Origin of the sequence: uncultured Neglectibacter sp., assembly GCA_937958185.1 — a bacterium.
Classification (GTDB): Bacteria; Bacillota; Clostridia; order Oscillospirales; family Acutalibacteraceae; genus Acutalibacter.
This window is the reverse complement of the sequence record CALFFN010000024.1, coordinates 11,999-38,408: the sequence shown is the minus strand read 5'-3', so window position 1 is coordinate 38,408 and position 26,410 is coordinate 11,999. Positions and strand designations below refer to the sequence as shown.

The window sequence follows — 26,410 nt, the reverse complement described above, 5'->3', positions numbered from 1 at the left end:
GGTCTAACAACTAACGGCTAATATCTAACAACTAAAAGCGGAGCAATTATTATGAACGGAGTCATCATACTGGACAAGCCCCCTGGCTTCACCTCCTTTGACGCGGTGGCGGTGATGCGGGGGCTTACTCAGGAAAAAAAGATAGGACACACCGGCACCCTCGACCCCATGGCGACGGGGGTGCTTCCCCTGCTGCTGGGCAGGGCTGCCAAAGCCGCCGACCTGCTGCCCGATACGGAAAAAACCTATCGGGCGGGGTTTCGCCTGGGCGAGCGCCGGGACACCGGCGACGTGACGGGAGCAGTGGTGGAAACCGGCAACAGCGCTGTTTCCCGGGAACAGCTGGAACAGGCGCTGGAAAAATTTCGAGGGGAAATACAGCAGGTCCCGCCCATGTACTCCGCTGTTTCTATCGGCGGCAGACGGCTCTATGAGCTGGCAAGAAAAGGGATCGAGGTAGAGCGCCCGCCCCGCGCCGTTACCATCAGCGGACTGACGCTGGAAGCCTACGAGGAAAAAAAGCAGGAAGGTGTGCTGCTGGTGTCCTGCTCGAAGGGCACCTATATCCGGGTGCTGATCGAGGACATTGCCAAAGCGGCGGGCACCTGCGGCACCATGACCGCCCTGCGGCGGGTGCGCGCCTGCGGGTTTTCAGAGAAGGAAGCCCTGCCGCTGGACGCCCTCCGGCAAAAAGCGGCAGACGGTACGCTGTACACAGTGCTGCGCCCGGTGGAGAGCCTGTTTGACGAGTACCCGGCGGTAGCGGTGAGCCCGGCGCAGGCGGTACGGTTCACAAACGGCGGCGCCCTTTCGGTGGAGCGTCTCCGAATGCCCAGGATCGCCCTCACAGAGGGAATGCGGCTGTGCATTTACGGCGCGGACGGAAAATTTCTGGGGCTGGCAAGGGCAAATACGGAGCAGAATGAACTGCGGTTCTTGAAAGGATTCGCCTGATTTTGAGAAAATCTTGGGAAAGGAGCGGGGGCAATGCAGGTCGTGACGGAGCCGGAGCAGATTCGGGAAACTGAGCCATGCTCTCTGGCGCTGGGAGCTTTCGACGGGCTGCACCGGGGGCACATGGCGGTGATCCGGGCGGCAGCGGAGCCTCCCTTTGCCGATCACGCAGGAGTGCTGACCTTTTCCAGCAGCCCTTCCGGGGGCGCGGCGCTTATCACGGCGGAGGAAAAGGAAAAGCTGCTGCGGGAAGCGGGCATTTCCCGGCTGTATTCCCTGTGCTTTTCTCAGGTAAAGAACATTCCCGCGGAGGAATTTTTCCAGACCACCTTACTGGAACGCTGCAGGGCAAAAAGGCTTTGCTGCGGCGAGGATTTCCGATTTGGCAGGGGAGCGCGGGGAGACGTCCCCATGCTGCGGACGCTGTGCGAAAAGGCGGGAATAGAATTGACCGTCCTACCCGCCGTGGAGGAAAACGGGGAGAAGATCAGCTCTACCCGTATCCGGGCGGCGGTAAAGGAGGGGGATATCCCCACGGCGAACCGCCTGCTGGGCAGACCCTTCGGCTATGCGGGAGAGGTGGTGCACGGGAACCATATTGGAACAAGGCTGGGCTTCCCCACCATCAATCAGCCGCTGCCGGAGCATTTCGCCGTGCCGCCTTTCGGCGTATACGCCTCCTTTGTGGAGCTGGGCGGCGAAAAATATTTCAGCGTGACCAATATCGGCGTGAAGCCCACCGTTGGCTCGGACAGGGTGCTGGCGGAGACGTGGATCCCCGCATTCTCCGGCGACCTGTACGGAAAGCGCCTGCGGCTTTCCCTGCTCTACTTCATTCGCCCGGAGCGGAAATTTGATTCTTTGGAAGAGCTGAAGGCGGAAATTCAAAAGAATGCCGAACAGGCAAAAACGCTGACGACGAAAGACCCTTTCTTTTTGCGGGGATAGCAAAGCGGTTTTGGGAAAATCTCCCCGGAAAAGTTGGGAAAATGCTTTACAAACAGGATTTTCTGTGGTAAAATAATCAGGCTGCCCTATCCTCGGGTCGTGGACACACCAACCTCGGTCTGGGAATATGCGGAAGCGGGGCAATCCGTTTCCCAAGGGTGTATTTTTAAGCGGCAAAGCCGCGGAAAGGTGAAAAACATGACAAAAGCAGAAAAGACAGAGATCATTCAGAAGTATGCCCGCCACGAGGGAGACACAGGCTCCCCCGAGGTGCAGATCGCCGTTTTGACCAAGCGGATCAATGACTTGACCGAGCACCTGCGCGAGAATAAGAAGGACCACCATTCCCGCCGCGGTCTGCTGAAGATGGTCGGTCAGAGACGCAGCCTGCTCAATTATCTGACGAAGATCGATATTGAGCGCTACCGTGCTATCGTTGCGGAGCTGGGTCTGCGTAAGTAAAATCGGAAACACAGGCTGTGTGCAGGTCGTCTGACCAGCGCCCAGCCTTTTGTTCTTTTCACCGGGTAAAATCATCAGGAAAAGCGCCGCCCGGACGCGTTTTTGAGAGAGCGGGGAGAAAGCCCGCGGGAAGTTGGAAAGGAAGTAAAAGTATGTTTGAGAATTTTAAGGTGTACGAAACGGAGTTTGCCGGTCGCCCGCTGGTCGTGGAAACCGGGAAAATGGGTCAGCTGGCAAACGGGGAATGCCTGGTGCGCTATGGCGAAACGGTGGTCCATGTGGCTGCTACCGCCTCCGCCAAGCCCAGAGACGGGATCGACTTTTTCCCGCTGTCTGTGGATTTTGAAGAAAAGCTCTATTCCGTGGGCAAGATTCCCGGTTCTTTCCTGAAGCGGGAGGGCAGACCCAGCGAGAAAGCCATTCTGGTCTGCCGTATGATCGACCGCCCCATTCGCCCCCTGTTCCCCAAGGATATGCGCAACGATGTTTCCATCGTCTGCACGGTCATGTCCGTGGATCAGGACTGCTCCCCCGAGATCGCCGCTCTGGTGGGCACCTCCATCGCGTTGTCCATTTCGGACATTCCGTGGAACGGACCGATCTCCGGCGTTTCCGTGGGGCTTGTCGACGGCGAGTTTGTCATCAATCCCAACGCGGAGCAGCGGAAGGTCTCCCAGATGGCGGTCACCGTGGCTTCCACCTCTGAGCGCATTGCCATGATCGAAGCCGGCGCCAACGAGGTGTCCGACGAGGATATGTACAACGGCATTATGGCAGGGCATGAGGCGAACCAGAAAATCATTGAGTTTATCAAGGGCATTCAGGCTGAAATCGGCAAGGATAAGTTCACCTACCCCTCCAACAAGCCGGAAGAGGAAATGTTCGAGGCAGTGAAGAGCTTTGCCGAGGACGACGTCCGCGCGGCGCTGGATACCGACGACAAGAACGTGCGGGACGAGAGACTGAAGCCCGTTTACGAAAAGGTACATGAGAAATTCGATGAAATTTATCCCGAGCAGGAAGCGAAGATCGACGAGTGTATGTACCTGACCCAGAAATACGTGGTGCGCCGCTGGCTTTTGGACGAGCAGAAGCGCGTGGACGGCCGCGGCATGGACGATATGCGTCCTCTGGCGGCGGAGGTCGCCCTGCTGCCCCGGGTGCACGGCTCCGGCATGTTCACCAGAGGGCAGACCCAGGTGCTGACCGTGGCGACGCTGGGCTCTATCCGGGACAACCAGCTGCTGGACGGCATCGACGAGGAGGAATCCAAGCGGTATATCCACCACTACAATTTCCCCTCCTACTCCGTAGGCGAGACCCGCCCCAGCCGCGGACCCGGTCGGCGTGAGATCGGTCACGGCGCTTTGGCGGAGCGCGCTCTGGTGCCTGTGATCCCCAGCATGGAGGAGTTCCCCTATACCCTGCGTCTGGTGTCCGAGGTGCTTTCCTCCAACGGCTCCACCTCTCAGGCTTCCATCTGCGGCTCTACGCTGGCGCTGATGGACGCGGGCGTGCCCATTAAGGCGCCTGTCGCCGGCATTTCCTGCGGTCTGATCACCGAGGGCGACCGCTGGATGACCATGGTGGACATTCAGGGCATTGAGGACTTCTTCGGCGATATGGACTTCAAGGTGGGCGGCACCAAAAAGGGTATCACCGCCATTCAGATGGACTTGAAGATTTCCGGTTTGACCCCCGAAATGGTGAAGGAAGCGCTGGAAAAGACCCATAAGGCAAGAAATTATATCATTGACGAGATCATTTTGAAGGCGATCCCCGAGGTTCGTCCCGAGCTGTCCAAGTACGCGCCCAAAATGCTGTCTACCCAGATCCCCGTGGATAAAATTCGCGAGGTCATCGGCACGGGCGGCAAGGTCATTCAGAAAATCTGCGCCGAGTGCGAGATCACCATGGACGTGGAAGAGGACGGTCACGTATATATCACAGGTCTGGATCTGGAGAAATGCCGCAGAGCGCTGGATATCGTGGATACCATTGTCAACGATCCCGAGCCCGGCTCCTACTACAACGGCAAGGTCACCCGCATTATGGACTTCGGCGCCTTTGTGGAGATCGCCCCCGGCAAGGAGGGTCTGGTGCACATTTCCCGCCTGGATATCAAGCGCACGGAGCATGTCACCGATGTGGTGAACGTGGGCGACACGGTAAAGGTCAAGGTGCTGGAGATCGACGACAAGGGCAGGCTGAACCTGAGCCGCCGGGACGCGCTGATCGACCTGGACGGCGCTGTGCCGGAGAACGATATTTCCGAGGACAGGGGTCCCCGCCGTGACCGCGGCGATCGTGACCGCCGCCCCCGGAGAGACCACGACAGACGCTGAGCCTTTTGAAGCGTTAACTGATTTCAAATATTTTTGAAAATGGAAACCCCGCTGTTTTTTGGAACAGCGGGGTTTTTGCAGCAAACTGCAATGGGTGGGGAGTGGGAGGACTCTCTATTGATTTATTGAGCGAAATTTATTTCAGCCGCACCGGGCGCAGGATCTCATAGCCAATGCCCTCCGGGTAGTGCCGCTGGTAGCATTGGCAGACGTCCTCGTTCCACTGGAATTTCCCGGCAAGCCCGGCGGTGCTGATACCGCTGGGGTCGCTGTCTGTTTTGTTCAAATTGTAATTCCATGCCAGCTCCTCTACCCGCCGCATGACCTCACCGTTATTTTCCATGTAGTCGAAGGGCGGGTGGAAAAACACCAGATAATAGCTGCCCGGAAAGCTCCTGACTTCAAAGCCCTCCGGCACGGGACCGCTGTAATCCTCCGGCACCCCGAAGCCGTAAAAATATTCGTGCCTGCCATCTCTGTGCACCCAGCCTGCTGTGTGGGGAGTGACCACCGGGTGGGCGCTGTCCCGCATACTTTCTATGATGCCGCAGACTTGGTCGCAGTCGTGATAGCTCCAGAAATCCCCGTAGCCCGTGGCGCGGGGTTCCCAAATGCCAATGTACTTGTGAGCGGGGATATACTCCGTTCTTACTCTGGCTTCTCTCAGTTCGTTTGTGCTCATGCTGCCATCTCCTTTTTGCGATGGATACATCGCGGAATATTGCCAGGGGTGGAACACGTCTTTGCTCATGGTGAGCGGGATCGGCACGGGGTGCTTCCGATAGGCGGCGGGGGAAAGACCGAACTCCTCCCGAAAGGCTCTGGTCAAAGCTTCCTGACCGGAAAAGCCCCAATCCAGGGCGATGTCCAGAATACGGCGCCGGCTGCACCGAAGCTCTATAGCCGCCTGGGTCAACCGCCTGCGGGTCACATAGCTTCTCAGGGTGCACCCATACACCCGGTGGAACATGGAGGAGCAGTACCACGGCGAATACCCCACCTGCCTTGACATTTCCAGCAGGGTCGGGTCATTGCGCAGGTTGCTTTCTACCCAGCAGACCATTTTCTGGACGGTTTCCTGATACCTGTACATGTTTTATCCCCCCTGACAAGCCCAGTATAGCATGGTTCCCCGGAGCAGGTCTTAACACCAGTTGCGGAAAATCTGCCGGAAAACGAAAGCTTTCCCCCTGGCTTTTTTCAGCTTTTTTTCTGAGAGCGGCGGCATTCTGAAAAGCCCCCGAAAGCATGTACGCCTTCGGGGGTCCTGCTGTTTCATGAAAAACCAATAGTTTCCCACCTGTTTTTTTCTGCCTTGTGGTCGGGATAATTACTTCCCTCCCGTACCAAGCGGCTTCTCGAGCGCCCGCGGCGGCTCGCCGCCCGAGTGCCTGCGGTGGCTCGCCGCTAGAATTTCTCGCCCAGGGCGTCGATCAACTCCTCGTTCCGGGTCATGGAAATGTTGTTGATGAGGATCACATCGCTGACGCCTTTTTCCTGCGCCAGATCGGAAATATCGCCGTTATAGTAACGGTAATCCACCACGTAAACGGTCTGGTAGTGATCCACGAGGAAGGGAATGAACACGTTGCCGAAGGACTCCTTGACCACCAGGCAGGCAGAGCCGTCGGTCAGGTCCTTGTTGACGATTTCTTCATAGGGCTGGTCGGCGGCGCAGAAAATGAGGTATTTCATCTCGTCATCATAGGTGTCGCCGTCCTGAATGATGGGCCAATCTTCGACCACGTTGCCGTCCGAATCGGTGTAGGAAAGGGTGGCGTTGGCTTTGGGACGGTAGACCTCCACCGTATCCGGGTGGTTCAGCATATCATCGTTGGGGTCGCTGGAATAAAAGCTGCCCAAGAAGCCGTCATAGGTGGACTTTTCATAGTCCTCCAGGGCGTTGGGGGCGATCCCCTTTGCCTTGCAGAATTCCACGTAGGCGTAATAGGCGCCAAGCTGCGTCCAGTGGTGGTCGGTACGGAAATAGAGATAATCGTTATTGTGAAGCTTCAGCGCGTCAAAAATCGGCACGGTCTTCACGCTGGGATTGATGCTGTTGATGGAGGGGTATAAATAGGTGTCGATCGCCTTTTTCTGATCCGAGCTGTTGATATTTTTCTCCTGAATATAGCTTTCCGGCAGCATGATGTCCATGCTGGTGGGGACGATCATATTGTACAGGGTGATGCTGCTGCCCAGCTGGGTCCCGGCGTCACAGACTGTGGTGATGTAATCCTTTGCCCGCTCTTCCACAAAATTGTAGTATTCATAGCCCGTGTCCCCAATCTTCAGCAGGGTGCTGAGCTGCTCCGCAGAGCCGCTGGGGATTTTCTCCGCCGGAGGCGTGGGAACGGGAGTGGGTGTGGGCGCCACAGCCGAGGACGGGCTGCTCAGATCAGGGGAGGAAACGGCAGAGGAATTGGGCGCCGAGGAAGCGGGCGCGGGGTCCTTCTCTCCGCTGCTGAACACAAATTTCCATAAAATGACTGCCAGTACGATGACCACGATCAAGCCCAAAGCCAGAAAAAGAAAGGGAGGGGGACCGCTTTTTCTGCGGCGATTATACCCGCCGGAAGGGGTTGTCCTGCGCCGGTTGGGCACAGAGGAATTACTGCGGTGAACATATTCTCTTTCCATATTACCATTTCCTTTCTCATTTCCTGTGTATCTTAAAGCTTCCCGCCTGATCGGATCAGGGGCGTTGTTTCAGTTCCCGGTAAAAGGGGTGTCGGGGATATCGTCTCCCTGCTGTACCTCGCCGTGTATTTCCACCGTGCGGATGCCGTAGAAGGAACGAATGGTTTTATTCAGCTCTAAAAACCAGTCCCGCGCGGGGAAGGTGTCGGAAAACCAGGTGTCAATGCCATGAAAATACTCGCCGCTCAAAAGGCTTTCCACGGAAAACTCCGGGAACCTGGTAAGCTCCCGCTTTTCCAGCAGAGAGTCTTTTGGACGCAGGGGCAGCAGCAAAGAGAAGACCAGCCCGCAAAGCAGCACGCCGAAAAACAGCACCGCTTTAATGCGGGAGCCCCGCTGATATTCCTTTGCGTGACGCATGGCAGACCCTCCCTTGCCATAAAGATAAAAAGCAAAACATAAAAATCAAAAAGCTAAAATTGCAGATACAAAAACGGATTGTAGGAATCGCCCACCAGCAGGCTGGCGGAAAGGACCAGCGCCGCCACGGGGAGCACCCACTCCATAACCGTGCCGCAGACCACCGCCACGGCATTGGAAGAGGAGCAGAGCCTGTGGTACAGCGTCCGGGCGAGGGGGGTGCAGGCGAGCACGGCGACCAGCAGCAGGAAGCAGTAGTTCAAAAGCTGGTTCGTAGCTTCAAAGCTCAGGAAAGCGTTGCCGTTGCCGCAGAACAGACCCTTTACCACCACCCACGCCTGGGTGAAATCCCGGAAGTAGAACAGGATCCAGCCGAAAAATACAATAATCAGCGTGTACAGGTGACCAAAAAATGCCGGGAGCCGCCGCAGCCCGGGCAGAATAAACTTTTCCAGGGCGAGGAACACAAAATAGTAAAGCCCCCACAGGATAAAGTTCCAGTCCGCCCCGTGCCACATGCCGGTAAGCAGCCACACGATAAACAGGTTCAGCGCCTGCCGCGGCTTTCCCTTTCGGTTGCCGCCCAGGGGGATATACACATAGTCCCGGAAAAAGCTGGACAGGGACATGTGCCACCTGCGCCAAAATTCGGTGACCGACCGGGACAAATAGGGATAATCAAAGTTTTCCTTATAGCGGAAGCCTACCATCAGACCCATGCCGATCGCCATGTCCGAGTAGGCGGAAAAATCCAGGTAAATTTGAAGCATGTAGGCGAAGCAGCCCAGCCAAAGGGACAGCGCCGGAGCGGCTTGCAGCTTTGCAAGGTTCTCCGCCCGATGGACCGCAAGCCCGTCAAAAATGGTCAGGGAAGCAAGCTTCCCGCAAACATTTGCCAGCAAGACCTTTTTTGCCAGCCCGGAGGCAAAACGGTTGACGCCGTTCCGCATGTCCTCGCCGGTGACATGGCGGGATAAAATCTGCTCCGACACGTCCCTGTAGCGGACAATGGGACCCGCGATACATTGATGGAACAGGCACACATAAAGCAACAGCCGGCGGAATTTCGGCTGGGGCGGCACTTCCCCGCGGTACACGTCCACCAGGTACGATACCAGCTGAAAGGTGTAAAAGGAAATGCCAATGGGCAGGGCGATCTGGGGAACGATCTCCGGGACGCCGAACCAGCGGTGGAAATTTTCCGCGGTAAAGGTGCCGTACTTGAAAAAGGAAAGCAGCCCCAAGTCGATCAAACAGCCGAGAACGAGAAAAAATCTGCTTTTCCCCGTACCCCGGTATTTTCCGATCCATTGGGAAATAAGCCAGTCGGCAAATGCCATAAACAGCAGAATAAGAATGTAGAAGGGCTCGCCCCAGGCGTAAAACGCCAGAGAAAAGAGGATCAGGACGGTGTTTTTTGTTTCGATGCTCCGGCAGAAAGAGTACAGGAGCATTTGCAGAGGAAAAAAGACGCAGAGAAACACAAGGGATGAGAACACCACGGCTTTTTTCCTCCTTTCCTCAAGCTGATATACTGTGACAGTGCCTTACGGCTGATTATTCTGCGGGGGCGTTTCCGGCTGGACAGGCTGCTGCGGGTTGTAGGGATTTTGCTGCTGGGGATAGACGGGCGGCACAGGGGGCTGACCGTAAGCCTGGGGATAGGAAATGGGCTTGATCGCCTTTTTGCCGTACACCCGATAGGCAAGGTCGGACAGCAGGGGAAGGTTCGCTTCCTGCTCCTTTATGACCCGGATCATTGCCAAAATGCTGAGCACGATCGCTGCCAGAGTAACGATGACCGACAGCGCCGTGGTGACCACGCTGACGGCACTGGAGAAGAAGGGCAGGGAGACCCAGCCCACGACCCGCCGCAGCACATTGTCAAAGAACCAGACGATCAGAGCCAGCACACTTGCCTGAAGCGTCTGCCGGGCAGCCCATTCGTCCTTTTCCAGAAACGCGGCGATCACCAGCATCAGGGCGCAGAGCCAGAATGCTTGAAGGATCACGGCGGCAAACGCCACGATGGGGTAAAAGCACAGAACAATGCCGAATTTTCCTTTTTTCATAGGGGTTTCTCCTCGTATACAATTAAATAAAGAATACTAATTACAGTCTAAAGCATTTAGGGTGGCAAGTCAAGCCATTTCTTTGTCAAATTTGGAAAACCTGCCGCAAAAAGGAACTCCAATCAGAATGGGGAAATTTCGTTTTCAAAAGCTCTCTGAAAAAAGAAAAAATCCCCAAGGATTTTCCTAAATAAAAAACAGCCGCCCTAGCTGGGAAAAAAGCGACAAGTCGCTTTTCTAATACAATACAAAAAAGCAGCTGTTCCAATCAGGGAAAAAGCAGCAAGCTGCTTTTCTGAAAAATCCCAAGGAATTTTTCTAAACATAAAAAACAGCCGCCCTAGTTGGGCAAAAAGCGGCAAGCCGCTTTTCTGAAAAATCCCAAAGGGATTTTTCTTTAAATAAACAAAAAAGCAGCTGTCCCAATCAGGGAAAAAGCAGCAAGCTGCTTTTCTGAAAAATCCCAAGGAATTTTTCTAAATATAAAAAACAGCCGCCCTGCTGGGCGACTGTTTTTGTGTGTTGGCGAACACCTATTTTCCCGGGCCGTCACCAGCCAAGTATCTTCGGCACGAACGAGCTTAACTTCCGTGTTCGGGATGGGAACGGGTGGACCCTCGCCGTAATCAACACCAACTGTCGCTTTCCTCTTTGAGAAAGCTTTACTATCATATCACGGCTTTTTGAAAAATGCAAGTCTTTTTTCAAAAAATTTTTCATTTTTTTGAAACGGTGGAAAATCGCGGGAGTCCCGGCGTTCCCAGAAAAGCTTTCCACAGACGAAAAGGACCCCCTGGAAAAATGAAACCAAACAGACTGCCGAAAAAAGCCGGGTCAGTTTGAAAGAAAAACAAAAGAACCGTCTAAGCAAACGGTTCTTTTCTGTGTTGGCGAACACCTATTTTCCCGGGCCGTCACCAGCCAAGTATCTTCGGCACGAACGAGCTTAACTTCCGTGTTCGGGATGGGAACGGGTGGACCCTCGCCGTAATCAACACCAACTGTGTCACTGCTTCGGAAAGCGTTTGCTCTCTTGACAGCTTCACTATGATACCACAGCGCCGGGGAAAGGTCAAGCCTATTTTTCAAATTTTTCAGCTTTTTCTTAAAAACCGCAAATCCTTGAGAGGAAAAAAACCGCCGCCACAAGACCTGGAGGTCACCCCCTGACATTTCCATCACCCCAACAACTAATTACTAATTTCTAAATTGCTAACTACTAATTCACCAGTTGTCCAAATGCTCCCGCTGCATGGCGCCGAGGATTTTTGCCTTCAAATCGGGGAAATCCTGCTCCAATTTGGCGAGCAGCACCTCGGTGTCCTTCCGGGCGGTGGCGCCGTCGGCAGGGCAGCGGCTTTTCACCACGGGCAGCTCCATTCTGGCGGCGGCGTTTCGTATCTCCCGCTCCCCGCAGAAAATCAGCGGGCGGATCAGGGTGATGTTTTTCCGGGAAAGATAGCTTTTCGGCGAAAAACAGCCCAGCTTCCCGCCGTAAAACAGGTTCATCAGAAAGGTCTGCACGGCGTCGTCATAGTGGTGACCCAGGGCGATCTTATTGCAGCCGGCTTCCAGGCAGATGTTGTGGAGAATGCCCCGGCGCATTTTGGCGCAGAGGCTGCAGGGGTTCGTCTCCTGCCGGTCCTCAAAGACCACCTGCCCCAGATTGGTGCGCCGCACGATGTAAGGGATATCCAGCCTGCCGCACAGGGAAGCGATTTTGGAAAAATCGGTTTCCTGCCCGCCAAAGCAGGGGTCGGCGGTGATGGCGGTAAGGGTAAATTTTTTGGGATAGTACCGGGAAAGCTCCTTCAGCGCGCAGAGCAAAAACAGCGAATCCTTTCCCCCGGATACGCCCACCCCGACAGCGTCCCCCTCTTCAATAAGCTGATACCTCTCCACCGCCGCCCGTACTTTGCCAATCAATTTTTGCATACGATCACCCTGTTTTTGTTCTTAATAAAATAATTATAGCATAGAGGGTCTTCGATTTCCAGTTCCGGGTTTTGCAGGAGAAACATCATGAGAATTGAAAAACAGAGAATGAGGATTCGAGAGAAAAAGATATGAAAACAGGAGAAAACAGGAGAATGATAAAAGCAGATTAAAAAGAACCGAAAAAAGTGTTGACACTGAAAAAGTCCTGTGATATCATAGGGAAGCGCTCTCAAAGAGAGGCAGAAATCAATTTGTTCCCAACCGACGGGGGAAACGCCCGTTTCGGAATTGAGATGGAAAATTTGTTGGAGGTAACAAGCTATGTCAACTACCATGCCTAAAGCCGGACAGGTTGAGCGGAACTGGTATGTGATCGACGCTGCCGGCAAGCCCCTTGGCCGTGTGGCAGCGCAGGCAGCCGTGCTGCTCAGAGGAAAGCACAAGCCCACCTTTGCGCCCCATGTGGACTGCGGCGATCATGTCATCGTCATCAACTGCAAGGACGTTGTCCTCACCGGCGGTAAAGCCGAAAAGAAGTATTACTATCACCACACCGGGTATATCGGTCATCTGAAGGCGGTCCGCTACGACACGCTGATGCGCACCAAGCCCGAGCTTGCCATGCAGCTGGCTGTGAAGGGTATGATCCCCTCCAGCTCCATCGGTCGCGACGCTTTGAGCCGCCTGCGCGTCTATGCCGGCGCTGAGCACAAGCATGCCGCACAGAAGCCCGCAGAGTGGAATTTTTAAGAGGAGGACTTGAATCATGTACGAAACTGCACCTTATTTTTACGGTACTGGACGGCGCAAAAGCTCCGTTGCCAGAGTCCGCCTTTATCAGGGAACCGGCAAGGTGACCATTAACGATAGAGATATCGACGATTATTTCGGTCTGGACACCCTGAAGTACATTGTGCGCCAGCCCCTGGCGCTCACTGATACCGACGGCAAGTTTGACATCGTGTGCCGGGTTTCCGGCGGCGGTGTTACCGGGCAGGCCGGCGCGATCCGCCATGGCGTTGCCCGCGCGCTGCTCCAGTATGACAGCGAGAATCTTCGCTCCGTACTGAAGAAGGCAGGCTTCCTGACCCGCGACCCCAGAATGAAGGAAAGAAAGAAGTACGGCCTCAAAGCCGCACGCCGTGCGCCTCAGTTCAGCAAGCGCTAAATCATTTTTCAGTATCAAAAGCACTCACTGCGGTGGGTGCTTTTTTGCGGGCGGACCTTGCCGTCCCGAAGCGGTTCGGCTGCGAAGCAGTGGGAGCGAGGGGGCAATTCAATCGGAAAGCGCCGTGCGCCGCAGTTCTCCAGGAGATAATTTCGGTCCACCCGGCTCTTTCAGATTCTCAAACGAAGCAAGAAAGCCCCTGTGCGTTGCACGGGGGCTTTTCCCTGCCGGAAAGGCGGCTCCTGAAAATGAAAGCTGTCTTTCAACGGCATTTGGGCTTTCGATTTTTGCAAGGGCGCAAATTCCTGCCGGCTGCGCTTTACATCACAGGACGGTCGGGGTAAAAAGCAAAAACATCTTTCTATAATATGTATAGTATCATGTGTGGTAGAAAAGAAAACTGCCCGACTTCTTGTAAAGCTGTTTTGCTTTACATGTAGGACGTTTTTTGGAAAAGAACGCGAAACAGGCTCTTGAAAAATGTATTTCCATGCAAAAATTAGAACAGACGTTTGAAGCAGACGATCTCCGCGATGTGGTTCCAGGGCAAAAGGTAACAGCCGAAAGTGGGGCGACAGGCGGGTCTTCGGAGGAACCCTCTGCATAAGCCTTATGGGTTTATACAATTTTCGGAGAAAAATCAGTGATAAAGCTGAATAACTTCACAGATTCGTGAATATTTATGCAAAAATTTTTCATTTTTTATCTTTGAAACTTTTTTGTAACCTTTCATTTTTTTGCAAATTGCACAGGCGCAGGTTTCCATAACTTGGAAAACAGCGGACGAAAGTGGACAAAAAACCGCGAAAAAGGTGTTATGTCAAGGAATAGTCCATTCAGATTTGTGCAAATCATACAAAACTGACTGCCGAAAAATTTTGACACCTCGGTAAATATTTACTATACTAGCCACTGTAAGCCGTCTGCCCAGACGGTGAAAGGAGCATTAGTATGCACGGAAAACACAGAAAAATGGCACCCAGGCTTCTGGCGATCCGGGGCGCGATGGTGCTGGTTCTGGCGATCGTGTTCAGTGTATCCTCGTTTGCAACTGTTATGGCAAACACTGTCTCCGCCAATGTGATCGACGGAGATAAGTCTTATACGTTCAGCATGAACAGCACAAACATGGGCGAGATACTCGCTCAGGCGGAAGCCCTTGGGCTGGAGCCTTTGAGCCCGCTGGATATGTATGAGCAGGTGGGAAACACCACCACGGTGAACATTCGCCGGGGCGTTTCCATTGTGGTGAACGAAGGAGGTAAGCGCACCAATTTGATCGCTTACCGGGGAGACACTGTAGAAAAGACGCTGGAAGATAACAATATCCGAATTAAGGATACAGATGAGATCACGCCTTCCCGCGACACGGCGGTGACCTCCGGGCTGTCTGTGGAAATCAGCAGGCTGTGCCAGGTGACCGTGATCGCCGACGGTGAGAAGAAAACCTATTCCATGATGGGCGGCACAGTGGCGGACGCCCTGAGCAAGGCGGGCGTTACGCTGCAAAGCGAGGATTCCGTAAATTATGGTCTCAACGAGCCGCTGTTTGACAAGATGAACATTCGGGTCAGCCGCACGGTGAAGATTAAGGTCACCGCGGACGGCAAAACAAACGAATATGAGGTTTCCGCCGTTACTGTCCGCGCGGCGCTGAAGAAATGCGGCGTTGTCCTTTCGGAAGACGATAAGCTGAACGTGGACGGCAACTCGCATTTGACCGAGGGAATGCACGTTATCGTTACCCGTGTGAAAACGGAAAAGGTCAAGGAGCTGGAGGAGATCGATTACCCGATCCAGTATGTGACTTCCGATTCCATGTATGAAGACGAAGAAGAGATCCGCACCTATGGCGAAAAGGGTCAGAAGGAAGTGACCTACAAGCTGCTTTATGTGGGCGGCGAGCTGGACGGCAGGGAAAAGGTCTCCGAGGAGATTTTGAAGGAGCCTGTGCCGCAGGTCGTTGCAAAAGGCACAAAGGAGCGGGAGAGCAACCGCCCTGACTACAGCGGAGGCAATGGAAGCGGCGTATCCGCGGGAACGTTTGTAGACGCCAGCGGCAATACGATTTCCTATTCCCAGAAGCTGGTAGGAGAATGCACGGCGTATTATCCCATCAACCCGACTACTTCTACCGGGGCGACCGCCGGCTACGGCTGTATTGCGGTGAATCCCAATATTATCCCCTATGGCACAAAAATGTACATCACCTCTCCCGACGGGAGCATCGTCTATGGGTACGGCGTGGCGTGTGATACCGGCGGCGCGGCGATGGCAGGCGATATCCTTGCCGACCTGTGCTATGACACCATTGAAGAGTGCAGCATTATCGGTCGCCGCGACATGGTGATCTACATTCTTTCCTAAATCAAAATAAAAATTGACAGACCTCAGCTTTGAGGTCTGCTTTTTTTATCCGAAAAACATTCGCTGGGAAACAGAAAAAATGAGCCGCCTGCTGTCACCTTATCTATGAAAGCCTGCCTTCATAGATATTTCAATTGCTCTATTATATCATTGAATTGCTATAAATAGCAAACAAAAGCTATAAATGAAATCGCGGAATTGTGGTACCCTTTCTACAGGGTGATAAGTATGCAGACCAAATATCCGCAAAAATATATCAAATTTGGGCTGAAGGTGCAGTATTTCCGAAAGCTGAAGGGCATGACCCAGGAAGCGTTTGCCGATAAGGTGGGAATTTCATGGTCCTATCTGGCAAAAATTGAAAGCCCGACCCGCCCTTTTGGCGTTTCCATGGAAACCCTGTTTACAATAGCAGAGGTGCTGGAGATACCTGTTTCAAAATTGTTTGAGGATTAAAGACGTAAAGACAGCGCCCTGCCACGGGAGAAGCTGAAGTATACATGAAAAGGACAAGCCACGATGTTTGCGGTTTGTCCTTTTTCTATAAGCAATACCAGATCGCGGAAAGTTACTGCAATAATATCTTTTCTTTGCGGTCGGGTCGCGTGTTTGCGAACAGTACCCGGCAGCTTCCCGAATACCGCACCGCAGAAGTTTGCTGCAATAGTATCTCTGCTTGCGGTCGGGTCGTGCGTTTGCGAACAGTACCCGGCAGCTTCCCGAGTGCCCACCGCAGGTGAGATGATCGCAAGCGATCATCTGGGAGAACCCCTGAACCGCGAAGCGGTCCTCTTTTCCTTGCGGAAAAGCACCGGGCTTCTCCAAACGGTAGATGTATTTTGTGGTCGGGTCGCGCATTTGCCAATCGCACCCAGCAGCTTCACGTGTGCCGCACCGCAGAAAGTTACTGTAATAATATCTCTGCTTGTGGTCGGGTCGCGCATTTGCCAATCGCACCCGGCAGCTTCACGTGTGCCGCACCGCAGGTGCTTGTATTTTTTCTCCCAAGCGGATATAATATCTTCATCACCTGTAGGAGGACTGGCGAATGGGCTATTTTTACGCGTGCATGTGGTTTATCGTAGGGCTGATTTTGATATTTTCCCTGTCCAGGGAGAATAAGGTCTTTTATTTTGCCGGCGGTTTCTTCCTCCTGCTGGGCGGCTGGTGGCTGGCGGATACCCTGCTGCCGGAGGTCAATCTCTTCGAGGGAGGCTGGGGCATTGCCCTGCGCTGTGTTGCGGGCGTAGCTTTGGTGGTGCTGACCGTCTTTTTCTTTTTGGAGCGCCGCCGGAACATGGAAAAGGATGGAAAAAAGGATTCGGACAAACAGGAAAAATAGCGGTGCGGGGTTTGTGCTTTTGCGGGAAAAGCTTGATTCGGCAAATGAGGATTTTTTGCCGCTTTCAAAATTGCATTTATAATGGAAAAGGGAAAGAGGGGCAGATATGGAAGCGATGATGACTGTGGTAAGCAAGGTCGGCGTTATGCTGGTCTTGATCGTGGTGGGCTATCTCATTACAAAAACCGGAATGCTCACGGAAAAGGGAGCGGCGGAGATCACCTCCCTGCTGATCAAGATAGTCACGCCTTGCCTTATCATCAATTCTCTGATCGGCGCGGGCAGGGATCTGGCTTTGGGGGACCTGCTGCTGGCGGCGGCAGTGTCTGCACTGTCCATGGCGATCAGCATTGTCATCAGCTATGCCATGTTCCGCAGGGAGCCGCCGGAGCGCCGGAAGGTGCTGCGCTTTTCCATGATCTTCAGCAACGCCGGGTTCATGGGGCTGCCGCTGATCCAGGGGATCGTCGGCGACAAGGGCGTGGTGTACGGCTCGTTTTTTGTGGTGGTCTTTAACCTCATCTGCTGGACCTACGGCTATGTGATGATGGGCGGCGGCAGGCTGAACCTGAAAACCGCTATTCTGAACCCCGGCATTATCGGGCTGGCAGTGGGCTTGCCCATTTACTTCTCCGGCGTGACCCTCCCCGCGGTGATCCGGGAACCCATCAGTTTCCTGTCCGGCTTGAACACGCCGCTCGCCATGCTGGTCATTGGCAGCTATGTGGCGCGGGTGGACGTGAAGTCCTTCCTGACGGACTGGAACGTGTATAAAATGTGCTTTCTGCGGTTGGTTTTCTGCCCTGCCCTGTATTTTGCCGTGCTGCTGCTGATCCGCCCGGAGCCGGACCTGTTTATCAGCAGCGTGATCCAGGCAAGCGCTCCCGTGGCGGCAAATACGGTGCTCTTTGCCGTGGAATATCATCAGGACTCTGCGCTGGCTTCCAAAACCGTAGCGGCGTCCACCGTGCTTTCCATTGTTACGATCCCGATTTTCACGATTTTGGCACAATGGGCGTGCGGCGTGCTGTAGGCGAACGCTTTTTTTCGAGAAGCATAGTATAGGAGAGCGGCGACCGCTACACGCTGCCGCTTTCTCATAGATCGCGCCCGGCTTATTGATATAAGCCGGGCGTTTGCTTTTGTCATTGAAAAATTTTTAGCTGTCCTATATAATAGGGATAGAAAAACTCGTTCCAAAAGGAGTTCCCATGAGTAAAATTGCCCCTTCGCTGCTGGCAGCGGATTTTTCTGCCTTAGGGCAGGAGCTGCGGCGTATTCCTGGCGCGGACATGCTCCATATCGACGTAATGGACGGCTGCTTTGTTCCCAATATCTCCATCGGTCCGCCGGTGGTCGCCGCCCTTCGGGACAAAACGCCCCTGCATTTTGACGTCCACCTGATGCTGCAGCACCCCCTTGCCTACATCAAGCCCTTTTGCGCCGCCGGCGCGGACAGTATCGCTTTTCATGTGGAAAGCAGCGACGACCCTGCCGCCGTCATTGCCGCCATTCGGGAAAACGGGGCGAAGCCCGGCATTGCCCTCAGTCCCGGCACGCCGCCGGAAGCGCTGGAAAAGCTGCCCCGCGACCTGTTTTTGATCACCGTTATGACGGTAGAGCCCGGCTTCGGCGGGCAGAAGCTGATCGAGGGCTGTTTGCAGAAGCTTGCCCCTCTGCGCGCCATGTTCCCCGCCGCCCTGCTGGAGATCGACGGCGGCGTCAACGCGGAGACCGCCCCTCTCTGCCATGCTGCCGATGCGGATATCCTGGTGGCAGGCACCGCCGTCTTTCGTGCGCCGGACCCGGCAGCGGCGATACGCGAGCTGAAGAACTGCTGAACAAAAAATCCCCGGAAACGCTCCGGGGATTTTCTCCCATCATAAGCTGTTGCCCCGGTTCAGGGCTGCGCCCAGTTCGGCAATGGCGTTCCGGCTCAGCTCTCTGCCGTGCTCCGCATAGTAGGCGTACAGCACAGGAGCCGCGCCCAGATATGCGCCAAACTCCGCTGCCGCAAGAAAAACCTGCCGTCTTTCCCGCAGCGCGGCGGAAACTGCCAGATAATACCTGCCCCGGTACAGGCTGAGAAGCGCCGGGGCGTCCGGGGCAGAGCCGTATAAGCGCGTTACCGCCCCACACAGGGCGGAAACCCCCGAAAAACAGAAGACAAGGGGCTGTGCAGGATATTTCAACCTCAAAGGCAGCACCTCTTTTCCTTATTACTGCCATACTGAAACGAACAAATAAATCTCTGGTGCGGCAACAGAGGTTGTAATATCCCGGAATTTCAACCTCAAGGGCAGCACCTCCAGTCAGCTGTTAGTAATTAGAGATTAGTTGTTAGAATATTGAGCGGGAAATGTTGAGAGATGGGTCACTGGTATTTTATGCGGGGAAGGTGCCTTTCGTGTGACGAAAAAAGAAGAGCGTGTAGATTTTTCCATTACATATAGTATAACTTTTTTGCAAAAAACACTCCACAGCCCTTGAAATCCTGTCGCTTTTTCCGTGGAAAACTCAGAAGAATACGGAAAAACCGCGAAAAAGAGCGGTCAATTTTGCTAAAAATGGTTCGTTTTGCTGCGGCAAAACATGGAAGAATTTCTAAGAAAGCGAAAAAAATCAGGGGGAAAAACTTCTGAAAATCGCATGGGAAAGCCATTTCTGAGCCTTTTTTGGCAAAACGAAAAAATTATGTAAATTCGTTAAAAAAGTTGAAAAAAAGACTTGCTTTTTTCAGGACGAAAAGGTATGATATAGATATCTTCCACTCGTGGGGAAATCATGCCCTGCGAGAATCTAAAATTTAAGAGGGTTGAAATCATGAACAAAAGCAAGTTTCTGAAGAAATCACTTGCGATGGTTCTGGCAGTGATGCTGGTCGTCGCAATGATTCCGCTCGGTGCTTCTGCTGCTCCTGGTTCCACTACCGTGAATGACGGTGTGGTTCTGACCATTACTACAGCGGCTGGCACCCTGGAAAAGACAGGGGAGAAATCCTATACGGATACCCTGCCTTACAACCAGTCCGGACCCGAAACGCTGACTGTCGAATTGGCAGAAGGCACTGCCTATGACGGCGGCATCAAGTCCGTTGTGACGAAGGCTGACGACACAACAGTTGAGGGTACGGCTCTGGCGATCGAGGTCGCGAACGGTGCAAAGAAGGTAACCTTCAAGGCTGTCTCTTCTGACGGCAAGAAGGAAAGCGCTGAGTACACCGTGACCATGAACCAGCCTGCTCCCAGCGGCTCTGTCGCTATCAAGGAAGCAAAAATGGATGGTGAGATCAAGGGCGTTATCAACGGCAAGACCATCACCTTTACCATTCCCTGGGGCTATGCCGGCGCTAAGGCTGTAGTGGCAACGCTGGAGAACCCTGTGCTCCCCGCAGCTGATCCCACCGCTACCGGCATTGTGGGCACCGACGTTCCCCTGCCCGTTACCGCGCAGAACGGCGCAACCGATACTTACACCATCGTTACCAAGGAGATGGAGCCTGTTTCTCAGATTTCCGTCGGCGGCGTGGCTGCTGTTCTGGACGAGGAAACTGGTAAGTATGTTGTTACTCTGCCCGAGGGCACTGACCCCGATGAGGCTGTTGCCATTGCCTATCGGGCGGTCAACAACGGCGATGTGAAGATTGCCAAAGCCGAATGGGCAGGAAAAGAGTTCACCAATGGCGCCAAGAAGGACAAGGACGGCACCGATATCAAGGTTGCCGACAATCAGGATTATACCCTGACCTTTACTTCTAATAAGACTACCACAAAGGCTTATACCGTCCATGTGGATATCACGAAGAGCAAGGACGCTACCATTAAGTCCTTTACCGCTACCGGCACTACCAAGGACGCGGAAGGAAATGCGACCGGCACCTTTACCGAGACCGGTACGGTCAACGGGAAGAAGCTGACCGTGGTTCTGCCTTACAGCACCGATTTGACGGCAGTGAAGCTGAACTTCACTCCCACCACGACCGGCGCTGCCATTGCAAAGGTGGCTGGTGCAGCATTTACTGCTAACACCACAGAAGTCGACCTGAAGGACAAAGAAGTTCTGGTTGACGTTGTTGCTGTTGATGGCACCACTCATATGTATTATGAGCTGTCCGCCACCACTGCTCCGAACCCCTATGGCAACCCCGCCATCACCGGTGCAACTCTGACCACAGATAAGGGCACTGATAATGCGAAGGATTATGCTGGCGTCATTTCCGGCACCACCATCACCTTTACTGTTCCCTATGCCACCGATGTTACCACGGTAAACACCTGGGCAAATTACACCTTTGCCAAGAGCTTTGCCACCAACTACGATTCTGAGGTTGACTTCACTACTGCTGATCCTTTCAAGGACAACAATACGCTTTCCCTGACTTCTCAGACCGGCGACAAGGTAACTTACACGCTGGTTTATAAGAAGGAAGCAGCAAAGACCGGCAAGACCGTTTCCGGTTTCAGCTTCTCTAGAGCTCAGCAGTCTGATAAGGTAACTGCCGATAACACTTACAATGTAACTGTTTCCGGCACAAAGGCCTCCATCACCCTGCCCTTCTCTGACAAGGGTCCGGGTGAAGACAATGGCACAACCAACGAAACCGTTATGGTTCCCACCTTCACTCTGCCTGAGGGCGCCGCCCTGTACATTGCAAAGGCTGGCACTCTGGACGCCACTGTGATTGCAAGCGGCTACAATGCAGAAGATGCTGATACCGATCCCAAGGAAGCCAAGTGCAAGACCATTAAGATTCAGGATTTGGCTGCTACTGCCACTGAGAACGGCGAAAAGAAGTTTACCACGCAGATCGTGGTTGCCGATGAAGCAGCCAAGGTTGAGCTGGTTGGCAAAAGCACTGTTCCCATGACTGATCTGGACGCTGATCCTTACAAGGGTCATGTGACTGTTTACGATGTAGAAGTGAAGTTTGCTGATGCCGAGACTGGTCATACTCTGACCGCTCTGAGCGCAGACAAGGGTCTGGTTACTGCTAAGGTTTCCGGCACCTCTGTTGAAATCACTGTTCCCGATTCCTACAAGGACGGCAGCAAGACTTTCTATGCTGATTACACGGCTTCCAAGTTGGCTACCGTTACCTATGGCGGCGTCACTCTGCCCTCTGAAATTCCCGATGCAGCTGGTGCTACTGGTGAACTGAAAGTTGTTGCTGACGGCGAGGGCTATAAGCTTCAGGTATTTGACGGCAGTTGGAAAGATGCTTCTGCTCCTGCTCAGATTATTGTAGGGAACGAAGCTCAAACTGCTACTACTCCTTATACTGTAACCGTTAAGGTTGCTCCTGCTGAGACCGGCGCTGATGTTACTTCTCTGAAGGTCAACAACACCGTTGGTGTTATCAACAAGACCGCCAAGACCGTTACTGTGACCCTGCCCTATGGCACCGACCTGACTGCGGTCACCATGGAGTATGAGGTTTCCAAGCTGGCTCAGACTCCTGTGCTGAGCATTGCTGGCACTCCCGATCCTGACGATGCTGACACAACTCTGTACAACGTCTCCGAGCCCTTCACCATTACGGTTACTGCAGAAGACGGCAAGACCACCAAGGTTTACACCGTAACTGTCACTGCTAATGAGCAGTTCTCCGATGTGAAGGCTACCGATTACTTCTACGCTGATGTTTATGCTGCTGCAAGCGCTGGCATCGTGAAGGGTAATGATAAGGGTCAGTTCCTGCCTCGCACCAACGTCACCCGCAGAGACTTTGCTCTGATGGTTGTCAGAATGCTGGGCGTTGAGGAAGAAGCAGCGAAGTACACCACTACCACCTTCACCGACGTTGCCAAGAATGACTACGCTCTGGGCGCTATCGCTTACTGCGCAGAGAACGGCATCATCAACGGCGATGGCAAGGGTCACTTCATGCCTGGCAACGCTATCACACGTGAAGCTGCTGCTCAGATGACTGCTAAGGCTCTGAAGCTGACTCTGGGTACAACTTCTACTGAGTTCAAGGACGATGCTTCCATCTCCTCTTGGGCAAAGGCTGCTGTAGCCGCTTGCGCTAAGGAAGGAATCATCAAGGGCAGCAATGGCAATTACATGCCCAAGGCTAACATTCAGCGCTGCGACGCTGCTGCTATCCTGGTGCGTGCCCTGAATAAGTAAAGAGTTTCAACTCTACTTAATTTTAAGATATCCCATAAACAGAGGGGGCGGAGTGATCCGCTCCCTTTGTCTATAGCGGCAAGACGGGCAGTTTGGGTTTCCTGAGCTGCCCGTCTTGCAATTTTTGAATTGCAGTAACATAGCAGAAAAACAACCGGGCTGGGAAACACCAGCCCGGCTGTTTTATGCGGATAGCTCAGTTTAGCACAACCCCTCCTAAAACGCTCATTTTGCCAAAAGCTTGAAATTTTCCTTCAACGCCGGATACAGGGAGGTGTAAATTTGATAGAAATGTTCATATTGCGGAACATTCTCCGGGATAGGAAGCTGGGGCGGATTTGTCTGGATCATCATGTCGCAAGCTTCCTGTACGGAGGGGTACAATCCAGCGCCGACCCCGGCAAGAATGGCAGCGCCCAGGGCGGGTCCTTCCTTAGAGCGTACAGTCTTTACGGGACAATTGTAGGTGTCCGCCAGCATTTGCCGCCAAAGGGGAGAGCTGCCACCGCCGCCGCACGCCATCATTTCGCCGATATTTACTCCCATGCCCCGGAGGATTTCCACGCTGTCCCGTTGGGAATAGGTTACGCCCTCCATCACCGCCCGCAGCATATCCTGCCGGGTATGGATTGCGGATAACCCAAAAAATACGCCGCGGCAGTCCGGGTCAAGGTGGGGAGTCCGCTCTCCCATCAGATAGGGCAGATACAGCAGCCTGTTACAGCCAATGGGGGAGCGCTCGGCTTCCCTGTCCATCAGATAATAGGGGTCAACACCCATGCGGGCGGCGGTTTCTTTCTCCGCCATACAGAAATTATCCCGGAACCATTTCAGGGACAGCCCGGCGCCCTGGGTCACGCCCATCACGTGCCACGCCCCGGGCACGGCACAGCAAAAGGTGTGGACCCTGCCCTTGGGGTCGATCGTGATTTCGTCAGTATGGGCGAACACCACGCCGGAGGTGCCAATGGTGGTGAACGCCTTTCCATCATGCACTACGCCTGTTCCCACAGCGGCAGCGGCGTTGTCGCCGGCGCCGCCCACCACGGGAGTCCCGACCTTCAGCCCGGTGAGCTTTGCGGCTTCGGCAGTGACAGTCCCGGTGATTTCAGGGGATTCATAGACCTTTCCCAGCAGTGCCGGGTCGATTTCCAGTTTTTCCAGCACTTCTGCGCTCCAGCAGCGGTTGGGTACGTCTAAAAGCTGCATACCCGAAGCATCAGATACTTCTGTGGCAAATTCCCCGGTAAGCATATAGCGCACATAGTCCTTGGGCAGCAAAATGTGGGCGCATTTTGCGTAGAGCTCCGGCTCATGCTTCCTGACCCAGAGTATCTTGGAAGCGGTAAAACCCGTCATAGCCGGATTTGCGGTAATATCGATCAGCCGCTTTGCCCCGACCTTCTCTGTGATCTCCTCGCACTCCGCCGCCGTGCGCTGGTCGCACCAGATAATGGATTTCCGCAGCACAGCGCCGCCCTTATCCAGCATGACCAGCCCGTGCATCTGCCCGGAAATGCCGATCCCCTTTACATCAGCAGGGTCAATGGCGCTTTGGGCAAGCACAGAGCGCAGGGTCTCCACGGCAGCGTGCCACCAGTCGGCAGGGTCCTGCTCCGCCCAGCCGTTTTGCTCCTGGTACATGGGGTACTCCACCAGAGCGGAGGAAACCACAGCGCCGTCACGGTCAAAGAGCACAGTTTTTGTGCCGCTGGTTCCCAGGTCAATGCCGATCAAATATTCCATAAAATCACTTCTTCCCAAAGATTTCCTTTCTCCACTCATTGTCCACGATTTTTGGGGATCTGTCAAGGCGTGTTTTTCAGCAGGAGAAATCCGCCGGGGAAACGCAAAGCAGAAAAGCTTACACCCAAAGAGAAAACTTGCTTTTTTACAGGGGATAGCTTATCATGGCGGCGAAAAGCACCCTGCAAAATTATGATTTTTGGGGAGTGCGGCAGGTTTTAGGATAGAGAGTGGAAGGGCAGAATTATTTTAGAAGGAGATTGTTTTGTCTTTTATCGCTTTGCAGAGGTTTTCCTTGCGGGAAGGACAATTTTCTGCTATGATAGAGAAAGTCTTAAAAAAAGAAAAAGAGCGCGCCCCTTTTTCGGAAAAAATGGCGGGCTTTTATACATCTTTTGGCAATCATAGAATTAGGAATTTCTGCGGGAAAAGAGGAGTTTCATGAAGCAGTACGATGTGGTGATCGTCGGCGCGGGCGTAACAGGCTGCGCGGTGGCGAGAGAGCTTTCCCGCCGGCAGGGAAGCTTTCTGGTGCTGGAAAAAGAATCGGACGTATGCGAGGGCACCAGCAAGGCGAACTCCGCCATCGTCCATGCCGGGTTTGACGCTGAGCCGGGGACATGGAAGGCAAAAATGAACGTGCGGGGCAGCGCCATGATGGATCAGCTGTCCCAGGAATTGGACATTCCTTTCCGGCGGGTGGGCGCGCTGGTGACCTGCCTCAATGAAGCCGACCTGCCCAAGCTCACAGAGCTGCGCCGCCGGGGAGAAGCCAACGGCGTAAGCGGGCTGCGGGTGCTGAGCGGAGAGGAAGCCAGAAGAATAGAGCCAAACTTGACAAAAGAGGTTTGCGGCGCACTGCTGGCGGAGACCTCCGGCATTATCTGCCCTTTTGAGCTGACGCTGGGGCTGGGGGAAAACGCCGCCCAAAACGGAGTGGAGTTCCGCTTTGACACTGCCGTGACTGGCATTGAGCGGAAAGGAGCTGGCTGGGTGCTGCACACGGCGCAGGGAGATGTGGAAGCCAAGATCATAGTCAACGCCGCCGGTGTGCACGCCGATGAGCTGCACAATCAGGTCTGCGAGGAAAAACTGGAGATCACTGCCCGCAGGGGAGAATATATGCTGCTGGACAAAAGCGCCGGAAGCCATGTGGCGCATACCGTGTTCCAGCTGCCCGGTCGGTACGGCAAGGGCGTGCTGGTGTCCCCCACCGTCCATGGTAATCTGCTGGTGGGTCCCACGGCGGCGGATTCCGGGGAAAAAGAAAACACGGCAACCACTGCCGCGGGGCTTGCCGAGGTAGGGGAAAAGTCCGCTTTGGCGGTGGACAGGCTGCCCATGCGGCAGGTCATCACCTCCTTTACCGGGCTGCGCGCCCATGAAAAACAGGACGACTTTGTGCTGGGAGAAAGCGCCGACGGCTTTTTCGACGCCGCGGGAATCGAATCTCCCGGGCTTTCCAGCGCCCCGGCGATCGGGGAATATCTGGCGGGCTTGGTGGCGGAAAAGCTGGGTCTCCCGGAGAAAGAAAGCTTTACCCCCATTCGGAAGGGCGTTGTGAGGATCGCGGAGCTGCCGCCGGAGGAGCGGAAACGGAAAATTCAGGAAAACCCGGCCTATGGAGCCATCGTCTGCCGGTGCGAGGAGGTTTCCGAGGGAGAGATTTTGGACGCCATTCACAGCACCCTGGGCGCGAGGACGCTGGACGGCGTAAAGCGCCGCACCAGAGCGGGCATGGGGCGCTGCCAAAGCGGGTTCTGCTCCCCCAGGGTGATGGAGCTGCTGGCAAGGGAGCGGCAGGTGGACTTGAGGGATATCCGCAAAAACGGAGCGGATTCTAAAATCGTTTTGGAAAAGATACGCTGAGGGAGGGCAA

24 protein-coding genes and 2 rRNA genes are annotated in these 26,410 nt (G+C 54.2%); 15 read left to right on the top strand and 11 right to left on the bottom strand.

Annotated features, from left to right (window positions below):
* The first annotated feature begins 51 nt into the window (after window positions 1–51).
* The 4 genes from truB (at window position 52) to AB8996_RS08275 (ending at window position 4,709) form a co-directional block, all read left to right on the top strand.
* Entirely contained in the window at window positions 52–954 is a 903-nt protein-coding gene (gene truB, locus AB8996_RS08290) for a tRNA pseudouridine(55) synthase TruB (RefSeq protein ID WP_369298505.1), read from the top strand.
* Window positions 955–987: 33 nt separating this feature from the next.
* Window positions 988–1,902 (top strand): riboflavin biosynthesis protein RibF, encoded by a 915-nt coding sequence (ribF, locus tag AB8996_RS08285; RefSeq protein WP_369298504.1) that lies wholly within the window; start codon window positions 988–990, stop codon window positions 1,900–1,902.
* 198 nt (window positions 1,903–2,100) lie between these two features.
* Window positions 2,101–2,364 carry a 30S ribosomal protein S15 gene (gene rpsO, locus AB8996_RS08280; RefSeq protein ID WP_369298503.1) on the top strand — a complete coding sequence of 88 codons (264 nt, stop codon included), beginning with the start codon at window positions 2,101–2,103 and terminating at the stop codon, window positions 2,362–2,364.
* A gap of 152 nt (window positions 2,365–2,516) precedes the next feature.
* A complete protein-coding gene (locus tag AB8996_RS08275; protein WP_369298502.1) occupies window positions 2,517–4,709 on the top strand; it encodes a polyribonucleotide nucleotidyltransferase in 2,193 nt (730 codons plus the stop codon).
* Window positions 4,710–4,845: 136 nt separating this feature from the next.
* On the opposite strand, the gene AB8996_RS08270 is transcribed toward AB8996_RS08275, so the two are convergent.
* From AB8996_RS08270 to AB8996_RS08230, 9 genes are all read right to left on the bottom strand, one after another.
* The gene (locus AB8996_RS08270) at window positions 4,846–5,802 is read right to left on the bottom strand and encodes a helix-turn-helix domain-containing protein (protein ID WP_369298501.1); all 957 of its coding nucleotides are present in this window, start codon (window positions 5,800–5,802) and stop codon (window positions 4,846–4,848) included.
* A 314-nt stretch (window positions 5,803–6,116) separates the two neighbouring features.
* Window positions 6,117–7,349, bottom strand: a complete 1,233-nt coding sequence (locus AB8996_RS08265) for a DHHW family protein (protein WP_369298500.1) — start codon at window positions 7,347–7,349, stop codon at window positions 6,117–6,119.
* A 69-nt stretch (window positions 7,350–7,418) separates the two neighbouring features.
* A complete protein-coding gene (locus tag AB8996_RS08260; protein WP_369298499.1) occupies window positions 7,419–7,769 on the bottom strand; it encodes a DHHW family protein in 351 nt (116 codons plus the stop codon).
* Window positions 7,770–7,822: 53 nt separating this feature from the next.
* Window positions 7,823–9,271, bottom strand: a complete 1,449-nt coding sequence (locus tag AB8996_RS08255) for an MBOAT family protein (RefSeq protein WP_369298498.1) — start codon at window positions 9,269–9,271, stop codon at window positions 7,823–7,825.
* A 45-nt stretch (window positions 9,272–9,316) separates the two neighbouring features.
* Complete coding sequence (locus tag AB8996_RS08250) at window positions 9,317–9,841, bottom strand: hypothetical protein (RefSeq protein ID WP_369298497.1); 525 nt, start codon at window positions 9,839–9,841, stop codon at window positions 9,317–9,319.
* Between the two features lie 206 nt (window positions 9,842–10,047).
* Window positions 10,048–10,308, bottom strand: a complete 261-nt coding sequence (locus AB8996_RS08245; RefSeq protein ID WP_369298496.1) for a hypothetical protein — start codon at window positions 10,306–10,308, stop codon at window positions 10,048–10,050.
* A gap of 53 nt (window positions 10,309–10,361) precedes the next feature.
* Window positions 10,362–10,478, bottom strand: a 5S ribosomal RNA gene (rrf, locus tag AB8996_RS08240).
* 248 nt (window positions 10,479–10,726) lie between these two features.
* Window positions 10,727–10,843 (bottom strand): 5S ribosomal RNA (rrf, locus tag AB8996_RS08235).
* A gap of 222 nt (window positions 10,844–11,065) precedes the next feature.
* Window positions 11,066–11,776 carry a tRNA 2-thiocytidine biosynthesis TtcA family protein gene (locus tag AB8996_RS08230; protein ID WP_369298495.1) on the bottom strand — a complete coding sequence of 237 codons (711 nt, stop codon included), beginning with the start codon at window positions 11,774–11,776 and terminating at the stop codon, window positions 11,066–11,068.
* A gap of 324 nt (window positions 11,777–12,100) precedes the next feature.
* Between AB8996_RS08230 and rplM the strand changes: the two genes are divergently transcribed.
* From rplM to rpe, 7 genes are all read left to right on the top strand, one after another.
* Entirely contained in the window at window positions 12,101–12,529 is a 429-nt protein-coding gene (gene rplM, locus AB8996_RS08225; RefSeq protein ID WP_369298494.1) for a 50S ribosomal protein L13, read from the top strand.
* A gap of 16 nt (window positions 12,530–12,545) precedes the next feature.
* Window positions 12,546–12,947, top strand: a complete 402-nt coding sequence (rpsI, locus tag AB8996_RS08220) for a 30S ribosomal protein S9 (RefSeq protein WP_369298493.1) — start codon at window positions 12,546–12,548, stop codon at window positions 12,945–12,947.
* 972 nt (window positions 12,948–13,919) lie between these two features.
* Entirely contained in the window at window positions 13,920–15,314 is a 1,395-nt protein-coding gene (locus tag AB8996_RS08215) for a ubiquitin-like domain-containing protein (protein WP_369298492.1), read from the top strand.
* A gap of 228 nt (window positions 15,315–15,542) precedes the next feature.
* Window positions 15,543–15,770, top strand: coding sequence for a helix-turn-helix domain-containing protein (locus AB8996_RS08210; RefSeq protein ID WP_369298491.1), 228 nt, complete (start codon window positions 15,543–15,545; stop codon window positions 15,768–15,770).
* Window positions 15,771–16,362: 592 nt separating this feature from the next.
* Entirely contained in the window at window positions 16,363–16,656 is a 294-nt protein-coding gene (locus AB8996_RS08205) for a hypothetical protein (RefSeq protein WP_369298490.1), read from the top strand.
* 106 nt (window positions 16,657–16,762) lie between these two features.
* Window positions 16,763–17,689, top strand: coding sequence for an AEC family transporter (locus AB8996_RS08200; RefSeq protein ID WP_369298489.1), 927 nt, complete (start codon window positions 16,763–16,765; stop codon window positions 17,687–17,689).
* Window positions 17,690–17,867: 178 nt separating this feature from the next.
* The gene (gene rpe / locus AB8996_RS08195) at window positions 17,868–18,497 is read left to right on the top strand and encodes a ribulose-phosphate 3-epimerase (RefSeq protein WP_369298488.1); all 630 of its coding nucleotides are present in this window, start codon (window positions 17,868–17,870) and stop codon (window positions 18,495–18,497) included.
* A gap of 39 nt (window positions 18,498–18,536) precedes the next feature.
* Here the strand turns inward: rpe and AB8996_RS08190 are convergent, their stop codons facing one another.
* The gene (locus tag AB8996_RS08190; RefSeq protein ID WP_369298487.1) at window positions 18,537–18,854 is read right to left on the bottom strand and encodes a hypothetical protein; all 318 of its coding nucleotides are present in this window, start codon (window positions 18,852–18,854) and stop codon (window positions 18,537–18,539) included.
* A gap of 733 nt (window positions 18,855–19,587) precedes the next feature.
* Between AB8996_RS08190 and AB8996_RS08185 the strand changes: the two genes are divergently transcribed.
* Complete coding sequence (locus tag AB8996_RS08185) at window positions 19,588–22,785, top strand: S-layer homology domain-containing protein (protein WP_369298486.1); 3,198 nt, start codon at window positions 19,588–19,590, stop codon at window positions 22,783–22,785.
* 225 nt (window positions 22,786–23,010) lie between these two features.
* Here AB8996_RS08185 and xylB read toward each other — a convergent pair whose 3' ends face one another.
* A complete protein-coding gene (xylB, locus tag AB8996_RS08180) occupies window positions 23,011–24,531 on the bottom strand; it encodes a xylulokinase (protein WP_369298485.1) in 1,521 nt (506 codons plus the stop codon).
* Between xylB and AB8996_RS08175 the strand changes: the two genes are divergently transcribed.
* The 3 genes from AB8996_RS08175 (at window position 24,512) to AB8996_RS08165 (ending at window position 26,400) form a co-directional block, all read left to right on the top strand.
* Window positions 24,512–24,727 (top strand): hypothetical protein, encoded by a 216-nt coding sequence (locus AB8996_RS08175; RefSeq protein WP_369298484.1) that lies wholly within the window; start codon window positions 24,512–24,514, stop codon window positions 24,725–24,727. The two genes, xylB and AB8996_RS08175, sit on opposite strands and share 20 nt — an antisense overlap.
* Window positions 24,728–24,796: 69 nt before the next feature.
* Complete coding sequence (locus tag AB8996_RS08170; protein ID WP_369298483.1) at window positions 24,797–24,976, top strand: hypothetical protein; 180 nt, start codon at window positions 24,797–24,799, stop codon at window positions 24,974–24,976.
* On the top strand, window positions 24,973–26,400 hold the full coding sequence (locus tag AB8996_RS08165) for an NAD(P)/FAD-dependent oxidoreductase (RefSeq protein WP_369298482.1): 1,428 nt from the start codon (window positions 24,973–24,975) through the stop codon (window positions 26,398–26,400). Before AB8996_RS08170 ends, AB8996_RS08165 begins: the two co-directional genes overlap by 4 nt.
* Window positions 26,401–26,410 lie beyond the last annotated feature (10 nt).